Source organism: Pseudomonas oryzae, assembly GCF_900104805.1.
GTDB classification, from domain to species: Bacteria; Pseudomonadota; Gammaproteobacteria; order Pseudomonadales; family Pseudomonadaceae; genus Geopseudomonas; species Geopseudomonas oryzae.
In genome coordinates, this window is record NZ_LT629751.1 from 3,594,917 (window position 1) to 3,610,609 (window position 15,693).

At 68.9% G+C, this 15,693-nt stretch carries 15 protein-coding genes and 1 other RNA gene; 6 read left to right on the top strand and 10 right to left on the bottom strand.

What is annotated here, in order from left to right; genetic code table 11:
* Window positions 1-4 precede the first annotated feature (4 nt).
* On the bottom strand, window positions 5-568 hold the full coding sequence (locus BLT78_RS16255; protein ID WP_090350406.1) for a UPF0149 family protein: 564 nt from the start codon (window positions 566-568) through the stop codon (window positions 5-7).
* A 153-nt stretch (window positions 569-721) separates the two neighbouring features.
* Between BLT78_RS16255 and BLT78_RS16260 the strand changes: the two genes are divergently transcribed.
* The 4 genes from BLT78_RS16260 (at window position 722) to BLT78_RS16275 (ending at window position 2,240) form a co-directional block, all read left to right on the top strand.
* Window positions 722-931 (top strand): TIGR02449 family protein, encoded by a 210-nt coding sequence (locus BLT78_RS16260; protein ID WP_090350409.1) that lies wholly within the window; start codon window positions 722-724, stop codon window positions 929-931.
* On the top strand, window positions 928-1,245 hold the full coding sequence (locus BLT78_RS16265; protein ID WP_090350411.1) for a cell division protein ZapA: 318 nt from the start codon (window positions 928-930) through the stop codon (window positions 1,243-1,245). The genes BLT78_RS16260 and BLT78_RS16265 overlap by 4 nt, the downstream gene beginning before the upstream one ends.
* Before the next feature lie 32 nt (window positions 1,246-1,277).
* Window positions 1,278-1,454, top strand: a non-coding RNA gene (gene ssrS / locus BLT78_RS16270) — 6S RNA.
* A gap of 126 nt (window positions 1,455-1,580) precedes the next feature.
* Window positions 1,581-2,240 carry a 5-formyltetrahydrofolate cyclo-ligase gene (locus tag BLT78_RS16275; protein WP_090350414.1) on the top strand — a complete coding sequence of 220 codons (660 nt, stop codon included), beginning with the start codon at window positions 1,581-1,583 and terminating at the stop codon, window positions 2,238-2,240.
* A gap of 51 nt (window positions 2,241-2,291) precedes the next feature.
* Here the strand turns inward: BLT78_RS16275 and BLT78_RS21555 are convergent, their stop codons facing one another.
* The 5 genes from BLT78_RS21555 to trxA all read right to left on the bottom strand — a co-directional run bounded on the left by BLT78_RS21555 (window position 2,292) and on the right by trxA (window position 7,159).
* Window positions 2,292-2,429: a hypothetical protein gene (locus BLT78_RS21555; RefSeq protein ID WP_172830799.1), complete on the bottom strand. Its 138-nt coding sequence runs from the start codon at window positions 2,427-2,429 to the stop codon at window positions 2,292-2,294.
* A gap of 206 nt (window positions 2,430-2,635) precedes the next feature.
* Window positions 2,636-3,616, bottom strand: coding sequence for a CDP-6-deoxy-delta-3,4-glucoseen reductase (locus BLT78_RS16280; protein WP_090350417.1), 981 nt, complete (start codon window positions 3,614-3,616; stop codon window positions 2,636-2,638).
* Window positions 3,616-5,082, bottom strand: coding sequence for a 4-hydroxy-3-polyprenylbenzoate decarboxylase (gene ubiD, locus BLT78_RS16285; RefSeq protein WP_090350420.1), 1,467 nt, complete (start codon window positions 5,080-5,082; stop codon window positions 3,616-3,618). The genes BLT78_RS16280 and ubiD overlap by 1 nt, the downstream gene beginning before the upstream one ends.
* Before the next feature lie 174 nt (window positions 5,083-5,256).
* Window positions 5,257-6,516 carry a transcription termination factor Rho gene (gene rho / locus BLT78_RS16290; protein WP_090350422.1) on the bottom strand — a complete coding sequence of 420 codons (1,260 nt, stop codon included), beginning with the start codon at window positions 6,514-6,516 and terminating at the stop codon, window positions 5,257-5,259.
* Window positions 6,517-6,745: 229 nt separating this feature from the next.
* Entirely contained in the window at window positions 6,746-7,159 is a 414-nt protein-coding gene (trxA, locus tag BLT78_RS16295) for a thioredoxin TrxA (protein WP_172830800.1), read from the bottom strand.
* Window positions 7,160-7,283: 124 nt separating this feature from the next.
* Here trxA and ppx point away from each other — a divergent pair, with 124 nt between their 5' ends.
* Window positions 7,284-8,786, top strand: coding sequence for an exopolyphosphatase (ppx, locus tag BLT78_RS16300; protein WP_090350427.1), 1,503 nt, complete (start codon window positions 7,284-7,286; stop codon window positions 8,784-8,786).
* 61 nt (window positions 8,787-8,847) lie between these two features.
* On the opposite strand, the gene ppk1 is transcribed toward ppx, so the two are convergent.
* Window positions 8,848-11,079 (bottom strand): polyphosphate kinase 1, encoded by a 2,232-nt coding sequence (gene ppk1, locus BLT78_RS16305; protein ID WP_090350430.1) that lies wholly within the window; start codon window positions 11,077-11,079, stop codon window positions 8,848-8,850.
* 29 nt (window positions 11,080-11,108) lie between these two features.
* Window positions 11,109-12,122, bottom strand: a complete 1,014-nt coding sequence (hemB, locus tag BLT78_RS16310; RefSeq protein WP_090350433.1) for a porphobilinogen synthase — start codon at window positions 12,120-12,122, stop codon at window positions 11,109-11,111.
* Between the two features lie 244 nt (window positions 12,123-12,366).
* Here hemB and elbB point away from each other — a divergent pair, with 244 nt between their 5' ends.
* Window positions 12,367-13,020 (top strand): isoprenoid biosynthesis glyoxalase ElbB, encoded by a 654-nt coding sequence (gene elbB / locus BLT78_RS16315; protein WP_090350435.1) that lies wholly within the window; start codon window positions 12,367-12,369, stop codon window positions 13,018-13,020.
* Window positions 13,021-13,192: 172 nt separating this feature from the next.
* Here the strand turns inward: elbB and BLT78_RS16320 are convergent, their stop codons facing one another.
* Together BLT78_RS16320 and BLT78_RS16325 are read right to left on the bottom strand one after the other, a co-directional pair.
* Entirely contained in the window at window positions 13,193-13,651 is a 459-nt protein-coding gene (locus BLT78_RS16320) for a YaiI/YqxD family protein (RefSeq protein ID WP_090350438.1), read from the bottom strand.
* Between the two features lie 62 nt (window positions 13,652-13,713).
* Entirely contained in the window at window positions 13,714-15,606 is a 1,893-nt protein-coding gene (locus BLT78_RS16325; protein ID WP_090350441.1) for a cytochrome c/FTR1 family iron permease, read from the bottom strand.
* Window positions 15,607-15,693: the final 87 nt, after the last annotated feature.

Consider the following 15,693-nt stretch of genomic DNA (forward strand, 5'->3'; position numbering starts at 1 on the left):
CGGTTCAGTGCAGGGACGGCTTGGCGTCGGCGGCCGGCTTGACCGGCAGGCCGCCGCACTCGCTGAGCAGCAGCAGGGGGGCGACGCGCATGTACTCCATCACCTCCATGTAGTCGTTCTCGCCGTCCTCGGATTCCTCCAGCGACTCCTCGATGCGGGCGATGGCGGCCAGATCCTCGAGCACCTCGTTGGCGTCAGCGGACAGCTTGCCCTGACGAGCGGTCAGGCCGAAGCCAGCGAGGAAGCCCTGGCACCACTGGCCGAGAGCCCGGGCACGCTCGGCCAGCGGCGCCTCGTCGGCGGGCAGCAGCAGCACCAGCGACAGCTCGCCGCCTTCCAGGTCGCTCCTGACCATCTCCTGCAGGCCGACGAGCGCCTGACGCAGACGCTCGTCGGGGGCGGCATCGAGCACTTCGGCGGCGGCCGCCAGCCACAGGTCGGCATCGAAGCCGGCGCCGGCGCAGGTGCGGCCGAGCAGCAGGCCGTGCAGCTCGGCGGGCGATGCGCTCTGGCCGGCGGCGCTGAGCATGGCGGAAAAGGCGGAATAGGCGGAGGCGGGAAGGCTCATGACGGGACTGGACTACCGGAGAAAAGACGGAGGATCGTGGGCCAATCCTAGCACCGGCGCGCCGTTCAAGACCATCTGCGAACCAGATCCGGGCGCCGGGGGTGTGGTTGTGATGTATAGTTTCCAGACCTACCCGCGCCTGAGCGACAGCCCATGGAAGACCCCGACCTCGACCTCCTGACGGCCAGGATCGACCAGCTGATCCAGCTCAACGAACGGTTGCGCACGGAGAACCGCCGGCTGCGCGACAGCGAGCGCCACTGGCGCGAGGAGCGCGCGCGGCTGGTCGAGCAGAACGAATTGGCCCGGCATACGGTCGAATCGATGATTTCGCGCCTCAAGGCCCTGGAGCAGGACTCATGACCCAGCCGCAGACCGTAACCGTGCACATCCTCGACAAGGAATACCCCATCGCCTGTCCGCCGCAGCAGCGCGCCAATCTGGAAAGCGCCGCGCGCTACGTGGACGGCAAGATGCGCGAGATCCGCAACAGCGGCCGGGTGATCGGCGCCGACCGCATCGCCGTGCTCGCCGCGCTGAACATCGCCCACGAGCTGCTGCAGCAGCAGAACGCCGGCGAGAGCGGCAGCGGGCAGACCCGCGAGAAGGTCCGCGCGCTGCTCGACAGGGTAGACCGTGCCCTGCACGAGGAGCCGGCAGACCAACGGCAGGGATGACAAGCGCGGAGATTGCGGTACACTCTGCCCCAAGCTCCCTGGTGTGTTGGCCAGTCGGTACGTCCCTGAGCCGATTCACTTAACCCGGGGGCTGCACTCTGAAGCCGGTGCGCATGTCCGCCTGACGGAAAGCCTTAACGCTTCTTGCAGCCTCCACCTTGAACTTTCGGGTTCAAGGGCCACCCCGACAGCGGCACTTCGGGGAGTCACTATCCTTCCGGACCTGGCCAGATGCCGGGTCCGCGGCAGCCACGGCTGCCCTGCCCCGCCACTGTCGCCCGCGATCGCCAGCGGCATCCCGGGCCGGCGACCCCGACCGGAGTGTCAGTCCCGCCATGATCCACGCCGACCAGCTGTCCCGTCCCGCGCTGCGCCGCAAGCTGCGCGAATGCCGGCGCGCGCTCAGCCCGCAGCAGCAGCGCCAGGCCGCCCGCGACCTGTACCGCCAGTTGGCCCAGCATCCGCTGTTCCGCCGCGCCCGCCACATCGCGCTGTACCTGCCCAACGATGGCGAGATCGATCCGTTCCTGCTGCGCCAGGCCGCCCAGCGGCTCGGCAAGCAGGTGTACCTGCCGCTGCTGGCGCACTGGCCACGTACCCACATGGTGTTCCAGCGTCTGGAAGCCGGCGAGAAGCTGCGCCGCAACCGTTTCCGCATTCCCGAGCCGCAGCCGCGCCCGGCCCGTCAGCGCCGGCCGTGGGCGCTCGACCTGCTGCTGCTGCCGCTGGTCGGCTTCGATGACACGGGTGGCCGCCTGGGCATGGGCGGCGGCTTCTACGACCGCGCGCTGGCCTACCGTCTGCGCCACCGCAACTGGCAGAAACCGGTGCTGCTCGGCCTGGCGCACGCCTGCCAGCAGGTCGACCGCCTGCCGCTGGAAAGCTGGGATGTGCCGCTGCACGCGACCGTCACCGACCGCGGCTGGCATGCCGGCTGTCGGCGCGAGGAACTGGAAGAGGCGCGCGCCAGCCGCGCACGCGCGGTCAGGCGCTGAGTCCACACACTCGTCAGCCGGACGGCAGAGCGCGCGGCAAGGATCGGGAAATCAGCGCTGCTGGCTGATCGGCGCGGCCGGCAGGTCGCCGGACTTCGGCCACAGGCTCTGCGCGTAGGTGGTGGTGACCACGCCCAGACCGAACAGGAACACCAAGACCCACAGCATGTCGGGCTTCTTGCGGTACATCGATTGCCCCCCTGAAAAGGCAAGCCTGAGGTGCGAACCGCCGGCGCCTCTGCGGGCGACCTGACGTACGACTTTCGTCAAGCGGCGCATTCTCCGGCAATGCCGCCTGCCATGCAATTCACTTCCCGCACCGGCGGTCGACAAATCCCCGGCGTGTCGGCGGACGCACACCCGCGGTGTGAACGCCGCCACGCCGCGGGGTGCACTCAGCCCGGACGCGGCGCGTAGGCGAACACGTCGGCACGCATCTGGTGGACATCCATGCCGGCCTCGACCAGCGCGTCCAGCGTGCCATAGACCATCGCCGGCGAGCCGCTGGCGTACACGTGCAGGCCGCGCAGATCGGCGAAGTCCGCGCACACCGCCTGGTGCAGCAGGCCGCAGCGGCCGCTCCAGCCGTCGTCCGGCTGCGCATCGCTGGCGATCTGATGGAGGAACAGGTTGGGCAACTGCCGCCACTCCTGCCATACCGGCAGACGGTAGAAGTCCTGCGGGCGACGCACGCCCAAGTACAGGTGCACCGGATGGGCGAAACCGGCGGCGCGGCAGTGCTCGATCAGGCTGTGCATCTGCGCCAGCCCGGTGCCGGCGGCGAGCAGCAGCAGCGGCCCGTCGGGCAGCTCGGCCAGGTGACAGTCGCCGAACGGCAGCTGGACTCGCGCCAGACCGTCGGCGCGGATGCCGTCGAGCAGCGCGCGGGTGCCCTCGTCGCGGACGAGGATGTGCAGTTCCAGCTCGCGTCCGGCGTGCGGCGCCGAGGCGATCGAGAAGGCCGCCGGGCGGCCCTCTGCGCGCTCGAGCAGCAGGTACTGGCCGGCGTGGTAGCGCGGCGGCTTGCCGGCCGGCGCACGCAGGCGGACACGGAACACGTCGCCGCCGACCGCCTCGCAGGCCACCAGCTGGCAGGCCAGCTGGCGCACCGGCAGCTGCCCGGGAGCCAGCACGCCGTCCCAGTGCAGCACGCAGTCTTCCAGCGGTTCGGCGAGGCAGGTGAACAGCTCGCCATGGTCGAGCTCGGCGCCCTGCTGGCGCACGCGGCCTTCCACCAGCAACGCGGCGCAGACATGGCAGTTGCCGTTGCGGCAGCTTTGCGGGCAGTCGAAACCGAGGCGGCGCGCGCCTTCGAGGATACGCTCGCCGGGCAGCAGTTCCAGGCTCAAGCCGGAGGGTTGCAAGGTGATTCGCATCAGTCGATTCCCAAACTGGCCCACAGTTCGTCCACCCGCCTGACCGCCGCCGGGTCGCGCTCGATCGCCCGGCCCCATTCGCGGTCGGTCTCGCCCGGCCACTTGTGGGTGGCATCCAGACCCATCTTCGAGCCGAGGCCGGACACCGGTGAGGCGAAGTCGAGGTAGTCGATCGGCGTGTTGTCGATCAGTACCGTGTCGCGCGAAGGGTCCATGCGCGTGGTGATCGCCCAGATCACGTCGTTCCAGTCGCGGGCATCGATGTCGTCGTCGGTGACGATGACGAACTTGGTGTACATGAACTGGCGCAGGAACGACCACACGCCGAGCATGACGCGCTTGGCGTGGCCGGGATACTGCTTCTTGATGGTCACCACCGCCATGCGGTAGGAGCAGCCCTCCGGCGGCAGGTAGAAGTCGACGATCTCCGGGAACTGCTTCTGCAGGATCGGCACGAACACCTCGTTGAGCGCCACGCCGAGGATCGCCGGCTCGTCCGGCGGACGGCCGGTGTAGGTGCTGTGGTAGATCGGCTCGCGCCTGTGGGTGATGCGCTCGACGGTGAACACCGGGAAGCGGTCGACCTCGTTGTAGTAGCCGGTGTGGTCGCCGTAGGGACCTTCGTCGGCCATCTCGCCCGGGTAGATGTGGCCCTCGAGGATGATCTCGGCGTAGGCCGGCACCTGCAGGTCCGAACCGATCGCCTTGACCAGTTCGGTGCGCGAACCGCGCAGCAGGCCGGCGAAGGCGTACTCGGAGAGGGTGTCCGGCACCGGGGTCACCGCACCGAGGATGGTCGCCGGGTCGGCGCCGAGCGCCACCGCCACCGGGTACGGCCGCTCCGGGTACTTCTGGCACCACTCGCGATAGTCCAGCGCACCGCCGCGGTGGCTGAGCCAGCGCATGATCACCTTGTTGCGGCCGATCACCTGCTGACGGTAGATGCCGAGGTTCTGCCGTTCCTTGTTCGGCCCCTTGGTGATGGTCAGGCCCCAGGTGATCAGCGGCGCCACGTCGCCCGGCCAGCAGTGCTGCACGGGGATCCTGCCGAGGTCGACGTCGTCGCCCTCGAGCACCACTTCCTGACAGGGCGCGTCCTTGAGCACCTTGGGCGCCATGCTGATGACCTTCTTGAAGATCGGCAGCTTGGACCAGGCATCCTTGAGGCCCCGCGGCGGTTCCGGCTCCTTGAGGAAGGCCAGCAGCTTGCCGATCTCGCGCAGCTCGCCGACGTCCGCGGCGCCCATGCCCAGCGCCACCCGCTTCGGCGTGCCGAACAGGTTGCCGAGCACCGGCATGCTGTGGCCGGTCGGCTGCTCGAACAGCAGCGCCGGCCCCCCCTTGCGCAGGGTGCGGTCGCAGATTTCGGTCATTTCCAGCACGGGCGAGACGGGCACCCGGATGCGCTTGAGTTCGCCTTGCGCCTCCAGTCCGCGGATGAACTCGCGCAGGTCGCGGTACTGCATGCTTGAGCCTCGGGAAGATTCGAAGGGGAGCAAGTCTAGCGCCGAACGGCACCGCTCAGAAACCGCGAGAGGCGCCCTGTAGCGGCGAATTCATGCGCCGCGGCGACCGTGCCACCGGGCAGAAACGACAACGGCCGGAATATCCGGCCGTTATGCGACTCCAGCGGGAAGCGCTTACTTGCGCTTCATCGACTGGAAGAATTCCTCGTTGGTCTTGGTGTCCTTCAGCCGGTCGAGGAGGAATTCGATGGCGGCGATCTCGTCCATCGGATGGAGGATCTTGCGCAGGATCCAGATGCGCTGCAGCTCCTCGTCGCTGGTCAGCAGCTCCTCGCGGCGGGTGCCCGAGCGATTGATGTTGATCGCCGGGAACACGCGCTTCTCGGCGATCTTGCGATCGAGCTGCAGCTCCATGTTGCCGGTGCCCTTGAACTCCTCGTAGATCACCTCGTCCATCTTCGAGCCGGTTTCCACCAGCGCGGTGGCGAGGATGGTCAGGCTGCCGCCTTCCTCGATGTTGCGCGCGGCGCCGAAGAAGCGCTTGGGCTTCTCCAGGGCATGGGCGTCGACACCGCCGGTGAGCACCTTGCCGGAGCTGGGGATCACGGTGTTGTAGGCGCGCGCCAGGCGGGTGATGGAGTCGAGCAGGATGACCACGTCCTTCTTGTGCTCGACCAGGCGCTTGGCCTTCTCGATGACCATCTCGGCGACCTGCACGTGGCGCGCCGGCGGCTCGTCGAAGGTCGAGGCGACCACTTCGCCGCGCACGGTGCGCTGCATCTCGGTCACTTCCTCCGGACGCTCGTCGATCAGCAGGACGATCAGGTAGCACTCGGGGTTGTTGCGGGTGATGTTGGCCGCGATGTTCTGCAGCATGATGGTCTTGCCCGCCTTCGGCGGGGCGACGATCAGGCCGCGCTGGCCCTTGCCGATCGGCGCGCAGAGGTCGATGACCCGGCCGGTGAGGTCTTCCTTGGAGCCGTTGCCGGCCTCCATCTTCAGCCGCTGGTTGGCGAACAGCGGGGTCAGGTTCTCGAACAGAACCTTGTTCTTGGCATTCTCCGGGCGGTCGAAGTTGATGGTGTCGACCTTGAGCAGCGCGAAGTAGCGCTCGCCTTCCTTCGGCGGGCGGATCTTGCCGACGATGGTGTCGCCGGTGCGCAGGTTGAAGCGGCGGATCTGGCTGGGCGACACGTAGATGTCGTCCGGGCCGGCCAGGTAGGAGGAATCCGCGCTGCGCAGAAATCCGAAGCCGTCCTGCAGGATCTCCAGCACGCCGTCCCCGGAGATCTCCTCGCCGCTTTTCGCATGCTTCTTCAGCAGGGCGAAGATGATGTCCTGCTTGCGCGACCGGGCCATGTTCTCCAGGCCCATCTGGTCGGCCATTTCCAGCAGTTCGGGAATCGGCTTTTGCTTGAGTTCGGTCAGGTTCATAGGATGAGGTGCAGGTTGGCGAGAGAAGGAAAGCGTTGCGCTTCGGGAGCCAGGCCACGGGAGGCGGCAGCTTCACGGCGAGAATTCGGGGTGAGATGGCAGCGGCAACGGCATGCAGGGGACAGTCTGATCACGACTGCTGCCCGAATTTAGCACTGCATTCGTCGCAGAGTCTAGCACGCAGGCAGAAAAAACCCCGTCCGGGGACGGGGTTCTGGGCACATCCGGGTCAGATGTTGCTGTCGAGGAAGGCCGCCAGCTGCGACTTGGACAGGGCGCCGACCTTGGTCGCCTCGACGTTGCCGTTCTTGAACAGCATCAGGGTCGGGATGCCGCGCACGCCGAACTTGGCGGGGGTGCCCTGGTTCTCGTCGATGTTCAGCTTGCACACCTTGAGCTTGCCCTGGTAGTCCTTGGCGATCTCGTCCAGCACCGGGGCGATCATCTTGCACGGGCCACACCACTCGGCCCAGTAGTCGACCAGGACCGGGCCGTCGGCCTTGAGCACGTCCTGCTCGAAGCTGGCGTCGGTCACATTGGTGATGAATTCGCTCATGGGGGGTCTCCGTGCTGCGGATGCGAAAAAAGGATGGGCCATGATAGCCCCACTCGCCCGCGACCGGAAGGCGCAGGCGATTGGCATTGGCTATGGCACGCCGCGGCGGCGTCTATGGCCGGGGGGGGGGTGCGCTTGACTACTGTCACCTGCGCCGGTCGCTATTGCTCTATCATGGCAGGATTCCGCCGTTTCACCGCGAGACCGCCCCATGCCGCATACACCCGCCCACGCCTTCCCCCTGATCGCCGCCATCGACATCGGCTCCAACAGCATCCACATGGTGCTGGCGCGGGTCGACCAAGGCGAGATCCGGCTGCTCGAGCGCCTCGGCGAGAAGGTGCAGCTGGCCGCCGGCCTCGACGAGCAGCGCAACCTCGACGAGGCGGCGATGAGTCGCGGCCTCGACTGCCTGCGCCGCTTCGCCCAGCTGATCCAGGGCCTGCCGCAGGGCGCGGTGCGCATCGTCGCCACCAACGCGCTGCGCGAGGCGCGCAACCGCGCGGTGTTCATCCGCCGCGCCGAGGAGCTGCTCGGCCATCAGGTCGAGGTGATCTCCGGGCGCGAGGAAGCGCGCCTGATCCACCTCGGCGTGTCGCACAGCCTGCCGGTGGCCGAGGGCAAGCGCCTGGTGATCGACATCGGCGGCGGCAGCACCGAGTTCATCATCGGCGAGCGCTTCGAGTCGCTGCTGCGCGAGAGCCAGCAGATGGGCTGCGTCAGCTACAGCAAGCGCTTCTTCGCCGACGGCAAGCTCAGCCCGGCGCGCTACGCCCAGGCCTACACCGCGGCGCGCCTGGAGCTGATGGGCTTCGAGCAGGCGCTGCGCCGGCTCGGCTGGCACGAGGCGGTCGGCTCCTCCGGCACCATCCGCGCCATCAGCCAGGCGCTGGTGGCCGGCGGGCAGAGCAGCGGCGAGATCACCCCGGCCGGGCTGGTCTGGCTCAAGCGCAAGATCCTCAAGGCCGACAGCCTAGCCGAGCTGGCCATCGAGGGGGTCAAGCCCGACCGCCAGCCGATCCTGCCGGCGGGCCTGGCGATCCTCGAGGCGACCTTCGACGCCCTCGAGATCCAGTCGATGATCCACGCCGAGGGCGCGCTGCGCGAGGGCGTGCTGTACGACATGATCGGCCGGCAGAGCCACGAGGACGTGCGCGAGCGCACCCTGTCGGCGCTGATGGAGCGCTGCCACGTCGACCTCGAGCAGGCGGCGCGGGTGGAGGCCAAGGCGCTGTCGATCTTCGCCCAGGTCGCCGAACCCTGGGGACTCAACGACGACTGGCACCGCGAGCTGCTCAGCTGGGGCGCCAAGGTGCACGAGATCGGCCTGGACATCGCCCACTACCACTACCACAAGCACGGCGCCTACATCCTCGAGCACGCCGACCTGGCCGGTTTCTCGCGCATCGACCAGCAGATGCTCGCCCTGCTGGTGCGCGGCCACCGCCGCAACATCCCGGTGGAGCGCTTCGCCGAGTTCGGCGAGGAAGGCGAGCGCCTGGTGCGCCTGTGCATAGTGCTGCGCTTCGCCATCCTGTTCCACCACATCCGCGGCACCCAGGAAATGCCCGAGGTGACCTTCCACGCCGGCCCGCGCAGCCTGGAGGCGGTGTTCCCGGCCGGCTGGCTGGCCGCCAACCCGCTGACCGAGGCCGACATCGAGGTCGAGGCGCAGTGGCTGGCGCGGGTCGGCTACCGCCTCAGCGGGCGCTGAGCGCGGCACGACGAAAAAGGGGCAGCCCCGCGAGGAGCTGCCCCTTTTCTCTGCTCCGCCCTCAGCGCCCGACCAGGCCGGGCGTGCCGAGTTTCTCGACCATCAGCGCCTGGGCGTTGCGCGGGTTCTGGTTGCCGCTCGGCTGCAGACGCTGGTAGCGACCGTCGCTCTGCAGCACCCAGGCCTGGGTGTTGTCGGCCAGGTAGGCCTCCAGCTCGCGCTTGACCCGGGTGATCAGCTTCTTGCCTTCCAGCGGGAAGCAGGTCTCCACGCGCTTGTCGAGGTTGCGCTCCATCCAGTCGGCGCTGGACAGGTAGAGCTGCTCGTCGCCGTCGTTGAGGAAGTAGTAGGCGCGGCTGTGCTCGAGGAAGCGGCCGATGATCGAGCGCACGTAGATGTTGTGCGACACCCCCGGAATGCCCGGACGCAGGCAGCACATGCCGCGCACGATCAGGTCGATGCGCACCCCGGCCTGGCTGGCCTTGTACAGCGCCTTGATGATCTTCGGATCGGTCAGCGCGTTCATCTTGGCGATGATCTGCGCCGGTCGGCCCTCGCTGGCGTGCTGGGTCTCCCGCGCGATCATGTCGAGCAGGGTCTTCTTCAGGGTGAAGGGCGCGTGCAGCAGCTTCTTCATGCGCAGGCTCTTGCCCATGCCGATCAGCTGGTTGAACAGCTTGGAGACGTCCTCGCACAGCGCGTCGTCGGAGGTCAGCAGGCTGTAGTCGGTGTACAGGCGGGCGTTGCCGGCGTGGTAGTTGCCGGTGCCGAGGTGGGCGTAGCGTACCAGCTCGCCGTTCTCGCGGCGCAGGATCAGCATCATCTTGGCGTGGGTCTTGAAGCCGACCACGCCGTAGATCACCACCGCTCCGGCCTGCTGCAGGCGGCTGGCCAGGGCGAGGTTGGACTCTTCGTCGAAGCGCGCGCGCAGCTCGATCACCGCGGTGACCTCCTTGCCGTTGCGCGCGGCGTCGACCAGCGCGTCGACGATCTCCGAGTTGGCCCCGGTGCGGTACAGGGTCTGCTTGATCGCCAGCACGTTGGGATCCTTGGCCGCCTGGCGCAGCAGGTCGACCACCGGGGTGAACGACTCGAACGGGTGGTAGAGCAGGATGTCCTGCTTGCCGACCACGTTGAACAGCTTCTCGCTGCTCTGCAGCAGCTTGGGAATCACCGGGGTCAGCGGCGGATACTGCAGGTGGCGGTGGCTGTCGAGACCGGTGATGGCGAACAGGCGGGTCAGGTTGACCGGGCCGTTGACCCGGTACAGCTCGGCCTCGGTCAGCCCGGCCTGCTTGAGCAGGTAGTCGACCAGGTGCGGCGGACAGGTGTCGACCACCTCCAGGCGCACCGCATCGCCGAAGCGCCGCGAGTACAGCTCGCCGCGCAGCGCGCGGGCGAGGTCCTCGACGTCCTCGGCGTCCACCGCCAGATCGGCGTTGCGGGTCAGGCGGAACTGGTAGCAGCCCTTGACCTTCATGCCGTGGAACAGGTCGTCGGCATGGGCGTGGATCATCGAGGAGAGGAACACGTAGTTGGCGCCGGGGCCACCGACCTCCTCGGGGATGCGGATCACCCGCGGCAGCAGCCGCGGCGCCGGCAGGATGGCCAGGCCCGAGTCGCGGCCGAAGGCGTCGACGCCCTCCAGCTCGACGATGAAGTTCAGGCTCTTGTTGACCAGCAGCGGGAACGGGTGGGTCGGATCGATGCCGATCGGCGTCATGATCGGCGCGATCTCCTCGCGGAAATACTTGCGCACCCAGGCCTTGACCTTGGTGCTCCAGTGGCGGCGACGGATGAAGCGGATCTGGTGCTGCTCCAGCGCCGGCAGCAGCACGTCGTTGAGGATGGCGTACTGGCGCTCGACCTGTTCGTGGACCAGCTCGGAAATCCGCGCCAGCACCTGCTGCGGCTGCAGGCCGTCGGCGCCGGCCAGTTCGCGGGCGAAGGCGACCTGCTTCTTCAGCCCGGCGACGCGGATCTCGAAGAACTCGTCGAGGTTGCTGGAGAAGATCAGCAGGAACTTCAGCCGCTCGAGCAGGGGCGTGGCCTCGTCGAGCGACTGCTCCAGGACGCGGATGTTGAACTTCAGCTGCGACAGCTCGCGGTGGATGTACAGGCTGCTGTCGTCCAGCCCGGGCACCGGCAGCGCCGGCTCGCTGGCCGGCGCCTCCAGACCCACCGGTTCGTCGGCCGCGACGGCCGCGTCGGTCGTCTCGGTCGTCTCGGGCAGCGCGCTGGCCAGCAGCTCCAGCTCGGGCAGTTGGTTCTCGGGAAGTCCTGGATTGTTCATCGCGTCGTCCTGCAGGGTCTCGGGCCCCGTTAGCTCTGGTTCTTCAGTTGTTGCGCTGCGCGCTTGGCGAAGTAGGTGAGGATGCCATCGGCCCCGGCCCGCTTGAACGCGACCAAAGACTCGAGGATCACCGCCTCGGACAGCCAGCCGTTGTCGATCGCCGCCATGTGCATGGCGTACTCGCCGCTGACCTGGTAGACGAAGGTCGGCGCGCGGAACTCGTCCTTCACCCGGCGCACGATGTCGAGGTAGGGCATGCCCGGCTTGACCATCACCATGTCGGCGCCCTCGGCGAGGTCGAGGCCCACCTCGTGCAGCGCCTCGTCGCTGTTGGCCGGATCCATCTGGTAGGTGGCCTTGTTGCCGCCCTTGAGGTTGCCGGCCGAACCCACCGCGTCGCGGAACGGGCCGTAGTAGGCGCTGGCGTACTTGGCCGAGTAGGCCATGATGCGCACGTTGGCATGGCCGGCGACTTCCAGGGCCTCGCGGATCGCCTGGATGCGCCCGTCCATCATGTCCGAGGGCGCCACCACCTGGGCGCCGGCCTCGGCGTGGGACAGCGCCTGGCGGACCAGCGCGTCGATGGTCACGTCGTTCTGCACGTAGCCCTGCTCGTCGAGGATGCCGTCCTGACCGTGGGTGGTGAACGGATCGAGGGCCACGTCGGTGATGATGCCGAGCTCGGGGAAACGCTCGCGCAGGGCGCGGGTGGCGCGCTGGGCGATGCCGTCCGGGTTCCACGCCTCCTCGGCGAGCAGCGACTTCTTCTCCAGCGGGGTCACCGGGAACAGCGCCAGCGCCGGGATGCCGAGGGCCACCAGCTCCGCCGCCTCCTCGAGCAGCAGGTCGATCGACAGGCGCTCCACGCCCGGCATCGACGGCACCGCCTCGCGGCGGTTCTCGCCGTCGAGGACGAACACCGGCAGGATCAGGTCGTCGACGGTCAGCACGTTCTCGCGCACCAGGCGGCGGGAGAACTCGTCGCGACGGTTGCGGCGCAGGCGGGTGGCGGGGAACAGGCGGTTGGCGGGGGTAAAGCTCACGGCGCACTCCAGAGCCCGGCGAGGGCACGGCTAGAAGTCTATGAAGCAATTATGACGAAAATGCGACGACAGCCGCGCGCTCCGCGCCACGGCCCATGCACCTCGATCCCCTACCATACCCGCCACAGCCCGCCGCGGCCACTGACGCATGGCCGCAGCACCGCGCTTGCGGCTACGATGGAGGCATGTGCCACCTGCGCGCCATCGCGCGCAGGCCATCCCTGACGACGAGGAGTGTTGACCCATGAGCAAGAAGGTTGCCGTGATCCTGTCCGGCTGCGGTGTCTACGACGGCGCCGAGATCCACGAGAGCGTGATCGCCCTGCTGCGCCTCAGCCAGCGTGGCGCCCAGGTGCAGTGCTTCGCCCCGGACATCCCCCAGCACCACGTGATCAACCACCTGACCGGCCAGGAAATGGCCGAAAGCCGCAACGTGCTGGTCGAGTCGGCGCGCATCGCCCGCGGCCAGGTGCGCGACGTGCGCGAGCTGAAGGCCGCCGACTTCGACGCCCTGGTGATCCCCGGCGGCTTCGGCGCGGCGAAGAACCTCAGCGACTTCGCCTTCAAGGGCGCCAGCTGCGCGGTGCAGCCCGACGTGCTGGCCGCCGCCCGCGACTTCGCCCACAGCCACAAGCCGATCGGCCTGATCTGCATCGCCCCGGCGATGGCCGCGCGCATCTACGGTGCCGGCGTGCACTGCACCATCGGCCACGACCCGGACACCGCGGCCAAGCTGGCCGACATGGGCGCCGAGCACGTCGACTGCCCGGTGGACGACGTGGTGGTCGACGAGCAGCGCAAGCTGGTCACCACCCCGGCCTACATGCTGGCCCGGTCGCCGGCCGAGGCGGCCAGCGGCATCAACAAGCTGGTCGACCGGGTGCTCGAGCTGGCCTGATCGCGCCACCAGCGCGTGACTGCTCGTAGGGTCGGCAACTCGCGCAGCGATTGCCTACCAGATCGGCAGGCAGCGAGCCACCGCCTGGTAGAGGATCGCTGCGCGACTCCTCTACCCTATCGACTGCCCGCCACCTGCAGGAGCGAGACACGGACCGCGGATCAAGCAGCGCCTACACGGACTGCCGCGCCAGCGCATTGAGCAGGCGGTCGAGGGCATTGGCGAAGGCCTGACGGTCCTTGTCCGCATAGGCCGCCTGGCCGCCGCCGACCTGCCCCTGCTCGCGCAGCTCGGTGAACAGGTTGCGCACGGCGAGGCGCTCGCCCATGTTGCGCTCGTCGAATTCGCGGCCACGCGGATCCAGCGCGGCGACGCCCTTCTTGACCAGGCGATCGGCCAGCGGCACGTCCGAGCAGATCACCAGCTCGCCGGGCACGGCGTGCTCGACCAGATAGTCGTCGGCGGCATCCGGCCCGCTCGGCACCACGATCAGCCGCACGCAAGCGAAGGCCGGCTTGACCTGCGCCTGGCCGGCCACCAGTACCACCTCGAACTTGCGCTTCAGGGCGAACTTCACCACCAGGTCGCGCGCCGCCCGCGGGCAGGCGTCGGCATCGATCCACACACGCATCGTCGGTCATTCTCCAGATGCCGGAAAAACCCGCATGGTAGCGGGTTTCGCCGGCACCGGGATCAGGCCGCCGCGCCGTCGCGGCGTGTCGCCAGGTGGCTGCGCCCGTAGAGCACGGCGATCGCCGTCAGCGCCAGGGCCTGGGCACCGAGGCTCAGGGCGTCGGGATGGATGCCCAGCCAGTCGACCTCGACGAAGCGCAGCGGATGCAGGCCGAGCACCCCGGCCTCCTGCAGAGCGGCGATACCCTGGCCGGCGAACACCACCGACAGCACGCAGAGCAGCACGGCGTTGATCGAGAAGAAGGTCGTCAGCGGCAGGCGCCGCGAGCCGCGCAGGATCACCCAGGCCAGGCCGAGCAGCAGCGCCAGGGCGGCGCCGGCGCCGGCGAGAACCATGCCGTGGCCGGTCGGGCCGGCCTGCAGCCAGAGGGTCTCGTAGAACAGGATGACCTCGAACAGCTCGCGGTACACCGAGAAGAACGCCAGCACGGCGAAGCCCAGGCGCTCGCCGCTGCCGAGCAGGCTGCTCTTGATGTAGTCCTGCCAGGCCGCGGCATGCCGGCGGTCGTGCATCCACACGCCGATCCACAGCACCACCACGCTGGCGAACAGCGCGGTGAAGCCCTCCAGCAGCTCGCGCTGGGCGCCGCTGACGTCCAGCACCCAGGCCGCCAGCGCCCAGGTGGCCACGCCGGCGAGCAGCGCCAGGCCCCAGCCGAGGTGCACGCTGCGGGTCGCCGCCTCCTGCCCGGTGTTGCGCAGGTAGGCGAGGATCGCCGCCAGCACGAGGATCGCCTCGACGCCCTCGCGCAGCAGGATCAGCAGGCTGGAGAGGAAGCTCAGCGAACCCGACAGGCCATCGCCGCCGAGCAGCTCGGCGCAGCGCGCCAGCTCGGCATTGGCCGCCGCCAGGCGCTGTTCGGCCTGGGCGAGCGGAACGCCTTCCTGCAGCCCCTGGCGGTAGGCCATCAGCGCCCGCTCGGTGGCCTTGCGCTGCTCGGCAGCGACGTTGTCCAGTGCACTCTCGACCAGCTCGAAGCCTTCCAGGTAGGCGGCCACCGCGAGGTCGTAGGCCTGGTCGCGCTGGCCGTCGCGGTAGGCGGCCAGGCTCTGCGCCAGGGTGTCGCGGGCGAAATCCAGCAGCTGCCGGGGATCGCGCTGCGGCTGCGGCGGCTGCGCGCGCTGGGCGCGGAAGGCGGCCAGCGCCTGCGGCCCCTGCTCCGCCGCGACCTGCTGGGGAGTCAGGCTGGCCAGTTGCTCGAGGCTGAAACGCGCCGCACCGGCCGCCGCGGGATCGGCACTGAAACCGGCGACGTGGCTGGCCAGGTCCCAGCGCTGGCGCTCGTCCAGCTCGGCGGCGAAGGCCGGCATGTCGGTGCCTTCGACGCCCAGGCCGATGCTGTTGTACAGGTCGTAGAGGCTGAGCCGGTCCATGCGCGCGGCGTCGCGCATGTTCGCCGGCGGCGGCTCGAGGCCGATGCCGGCCGGGCCGTCGCCCAGGCCGCGCTCGCCGTGGCAGACACTGCACTGCTGGGCGAACAGCGCCGCGCCGCGCGCCGGGTCGGGGATGATGCGCGGGGCCAGGCTGATCCGGTAGCTCGCCACCAGCTCGGCCGCCAGCCGCCGGGCCTGGGTGGCCACCTCGGCGCCATCGCGGCGCTGGCGGATGCTGTCGCCGAGGCGGGCGACGCCCTGCACCAGGGCGTCCTTGCCGGTGCTGGCCGGCAGCGCGACGACCAGCCCCTGCAGCACGCCGTGGAACTCCAGCTGCTCCTGGTATTCGCCGCTGTCGACCACCTGGCCGGCGGCCACCGTGGCCGGGTAGTCGGCCCCCAGGTAGCTCAGGAGGTGCAGGGCCTGGGCGGCGCCCTCGGGTTCGGCCAGCGCCATCAGGCTGCACAGCGCCAGCACGGGCAGCAGCAGCCAGCTCAGAAATCGCTTGCGGGTAAGCATGAGTGAATCCCAAATGAGAACAAATGCCATTAGGCTTTTACGCCTCATCGCGCTCTCGCTCAAGAGCCGACCCGGTCGGCGGCTGCG

Coding starts and splice junctions, on each gene's coding strand:
- BLT78_RS16255 (WP_090350406.1), bottom strand. CDS start 568: ATGAGCCTTCCCGCCTCCGCCTATTCCGCCTTTTCCGCCATGCTCAGC.
- BLT78_RS16260 (WP_090350409.1), top strand. CDS start 722: ATGGAAGACCCCGACCTCGACCTCCTGACGGCCAGGATCGACCAGCTG.
- BLT78_RS16265 (WP_090350411.1), top strand. CDS start 928: ATGACCCAGCCGCAGACCGTAACCGTGCACATCCTCGACAAGGAATAC.
- BLT78_RS16275 (WP_090350414.1), top strand. CDS start 1,581: ATGATCCACGCCGACCAGCTGTCCCGTCCCGCGCTGCGCCGCAAGCTG.
- BLT78_RS21555 (WP_172830799.1), bottom strand. CDS start 2,429: ATGTACCGCAAGAAGCCCGACATGCTGTGGGTCTTGGTGTTCCTGTTC.
- BLT78_RS16280 (WP_090350417.1), bottom strand. CDS start 3,616: ATGCGAATCACCTTGCAACCCTCCGGCTTGAGCCTGGAACTGCTGCCC.
- ubiD (WP_090350420.1), bottom strand. CDS start 5,082: ATGCAGTACCGCGACCTGCGCGAGTTCATCCGCGGACTGGAGGCGCAA.
- rho (WP_090350422.1), bottom strand. CDS start 6,516: ATGAACCTGACCGAACTCAAGCAAAAGCCGATTCCCGAACTGCTGGAA.
- trxA (WP_172830800.1), bottom strand. CDS start 7,159: ATGCCAATCGCCTGCGCCTTCCGGTCGCGGGCGAGTGGGGCTATCATG.
- ppx (WP_090350427.1), top strand. CDS start 7,284: ATGCCGCATACACCCGCCCACGCCTTCCCCCTGATCGCCGCCATCGAC.
- ppk1 (WP_090350430.1), bottom strand. CDS start 11,079: ATGAACAATCCAGGACTTCCCGAGAACCAACTGCCCGAGCTGGAGCTG.
- elbB (WP_090350435.1), top strand. CDS start 12,367: ATGAGCAAGAAGGTTGCCGTGATCCTGTCCGGCTGCGGTGTCTACGAC.
- BLT78_RS16320 (WP_090350438.1), bottom strand. CDS start 13,651: ATGCGTGTGTGGATCGATGCCGACGCCTGCCCGCGGGCGGCGCGCGAC.
- BLT78_RS16325 (WP_090350441.1), bottom strand. CDS start 15,606: ATGCTTACCCGCAAGCGATTTCTGAGCTGGCTGCTGCTGCCCGTGCTG.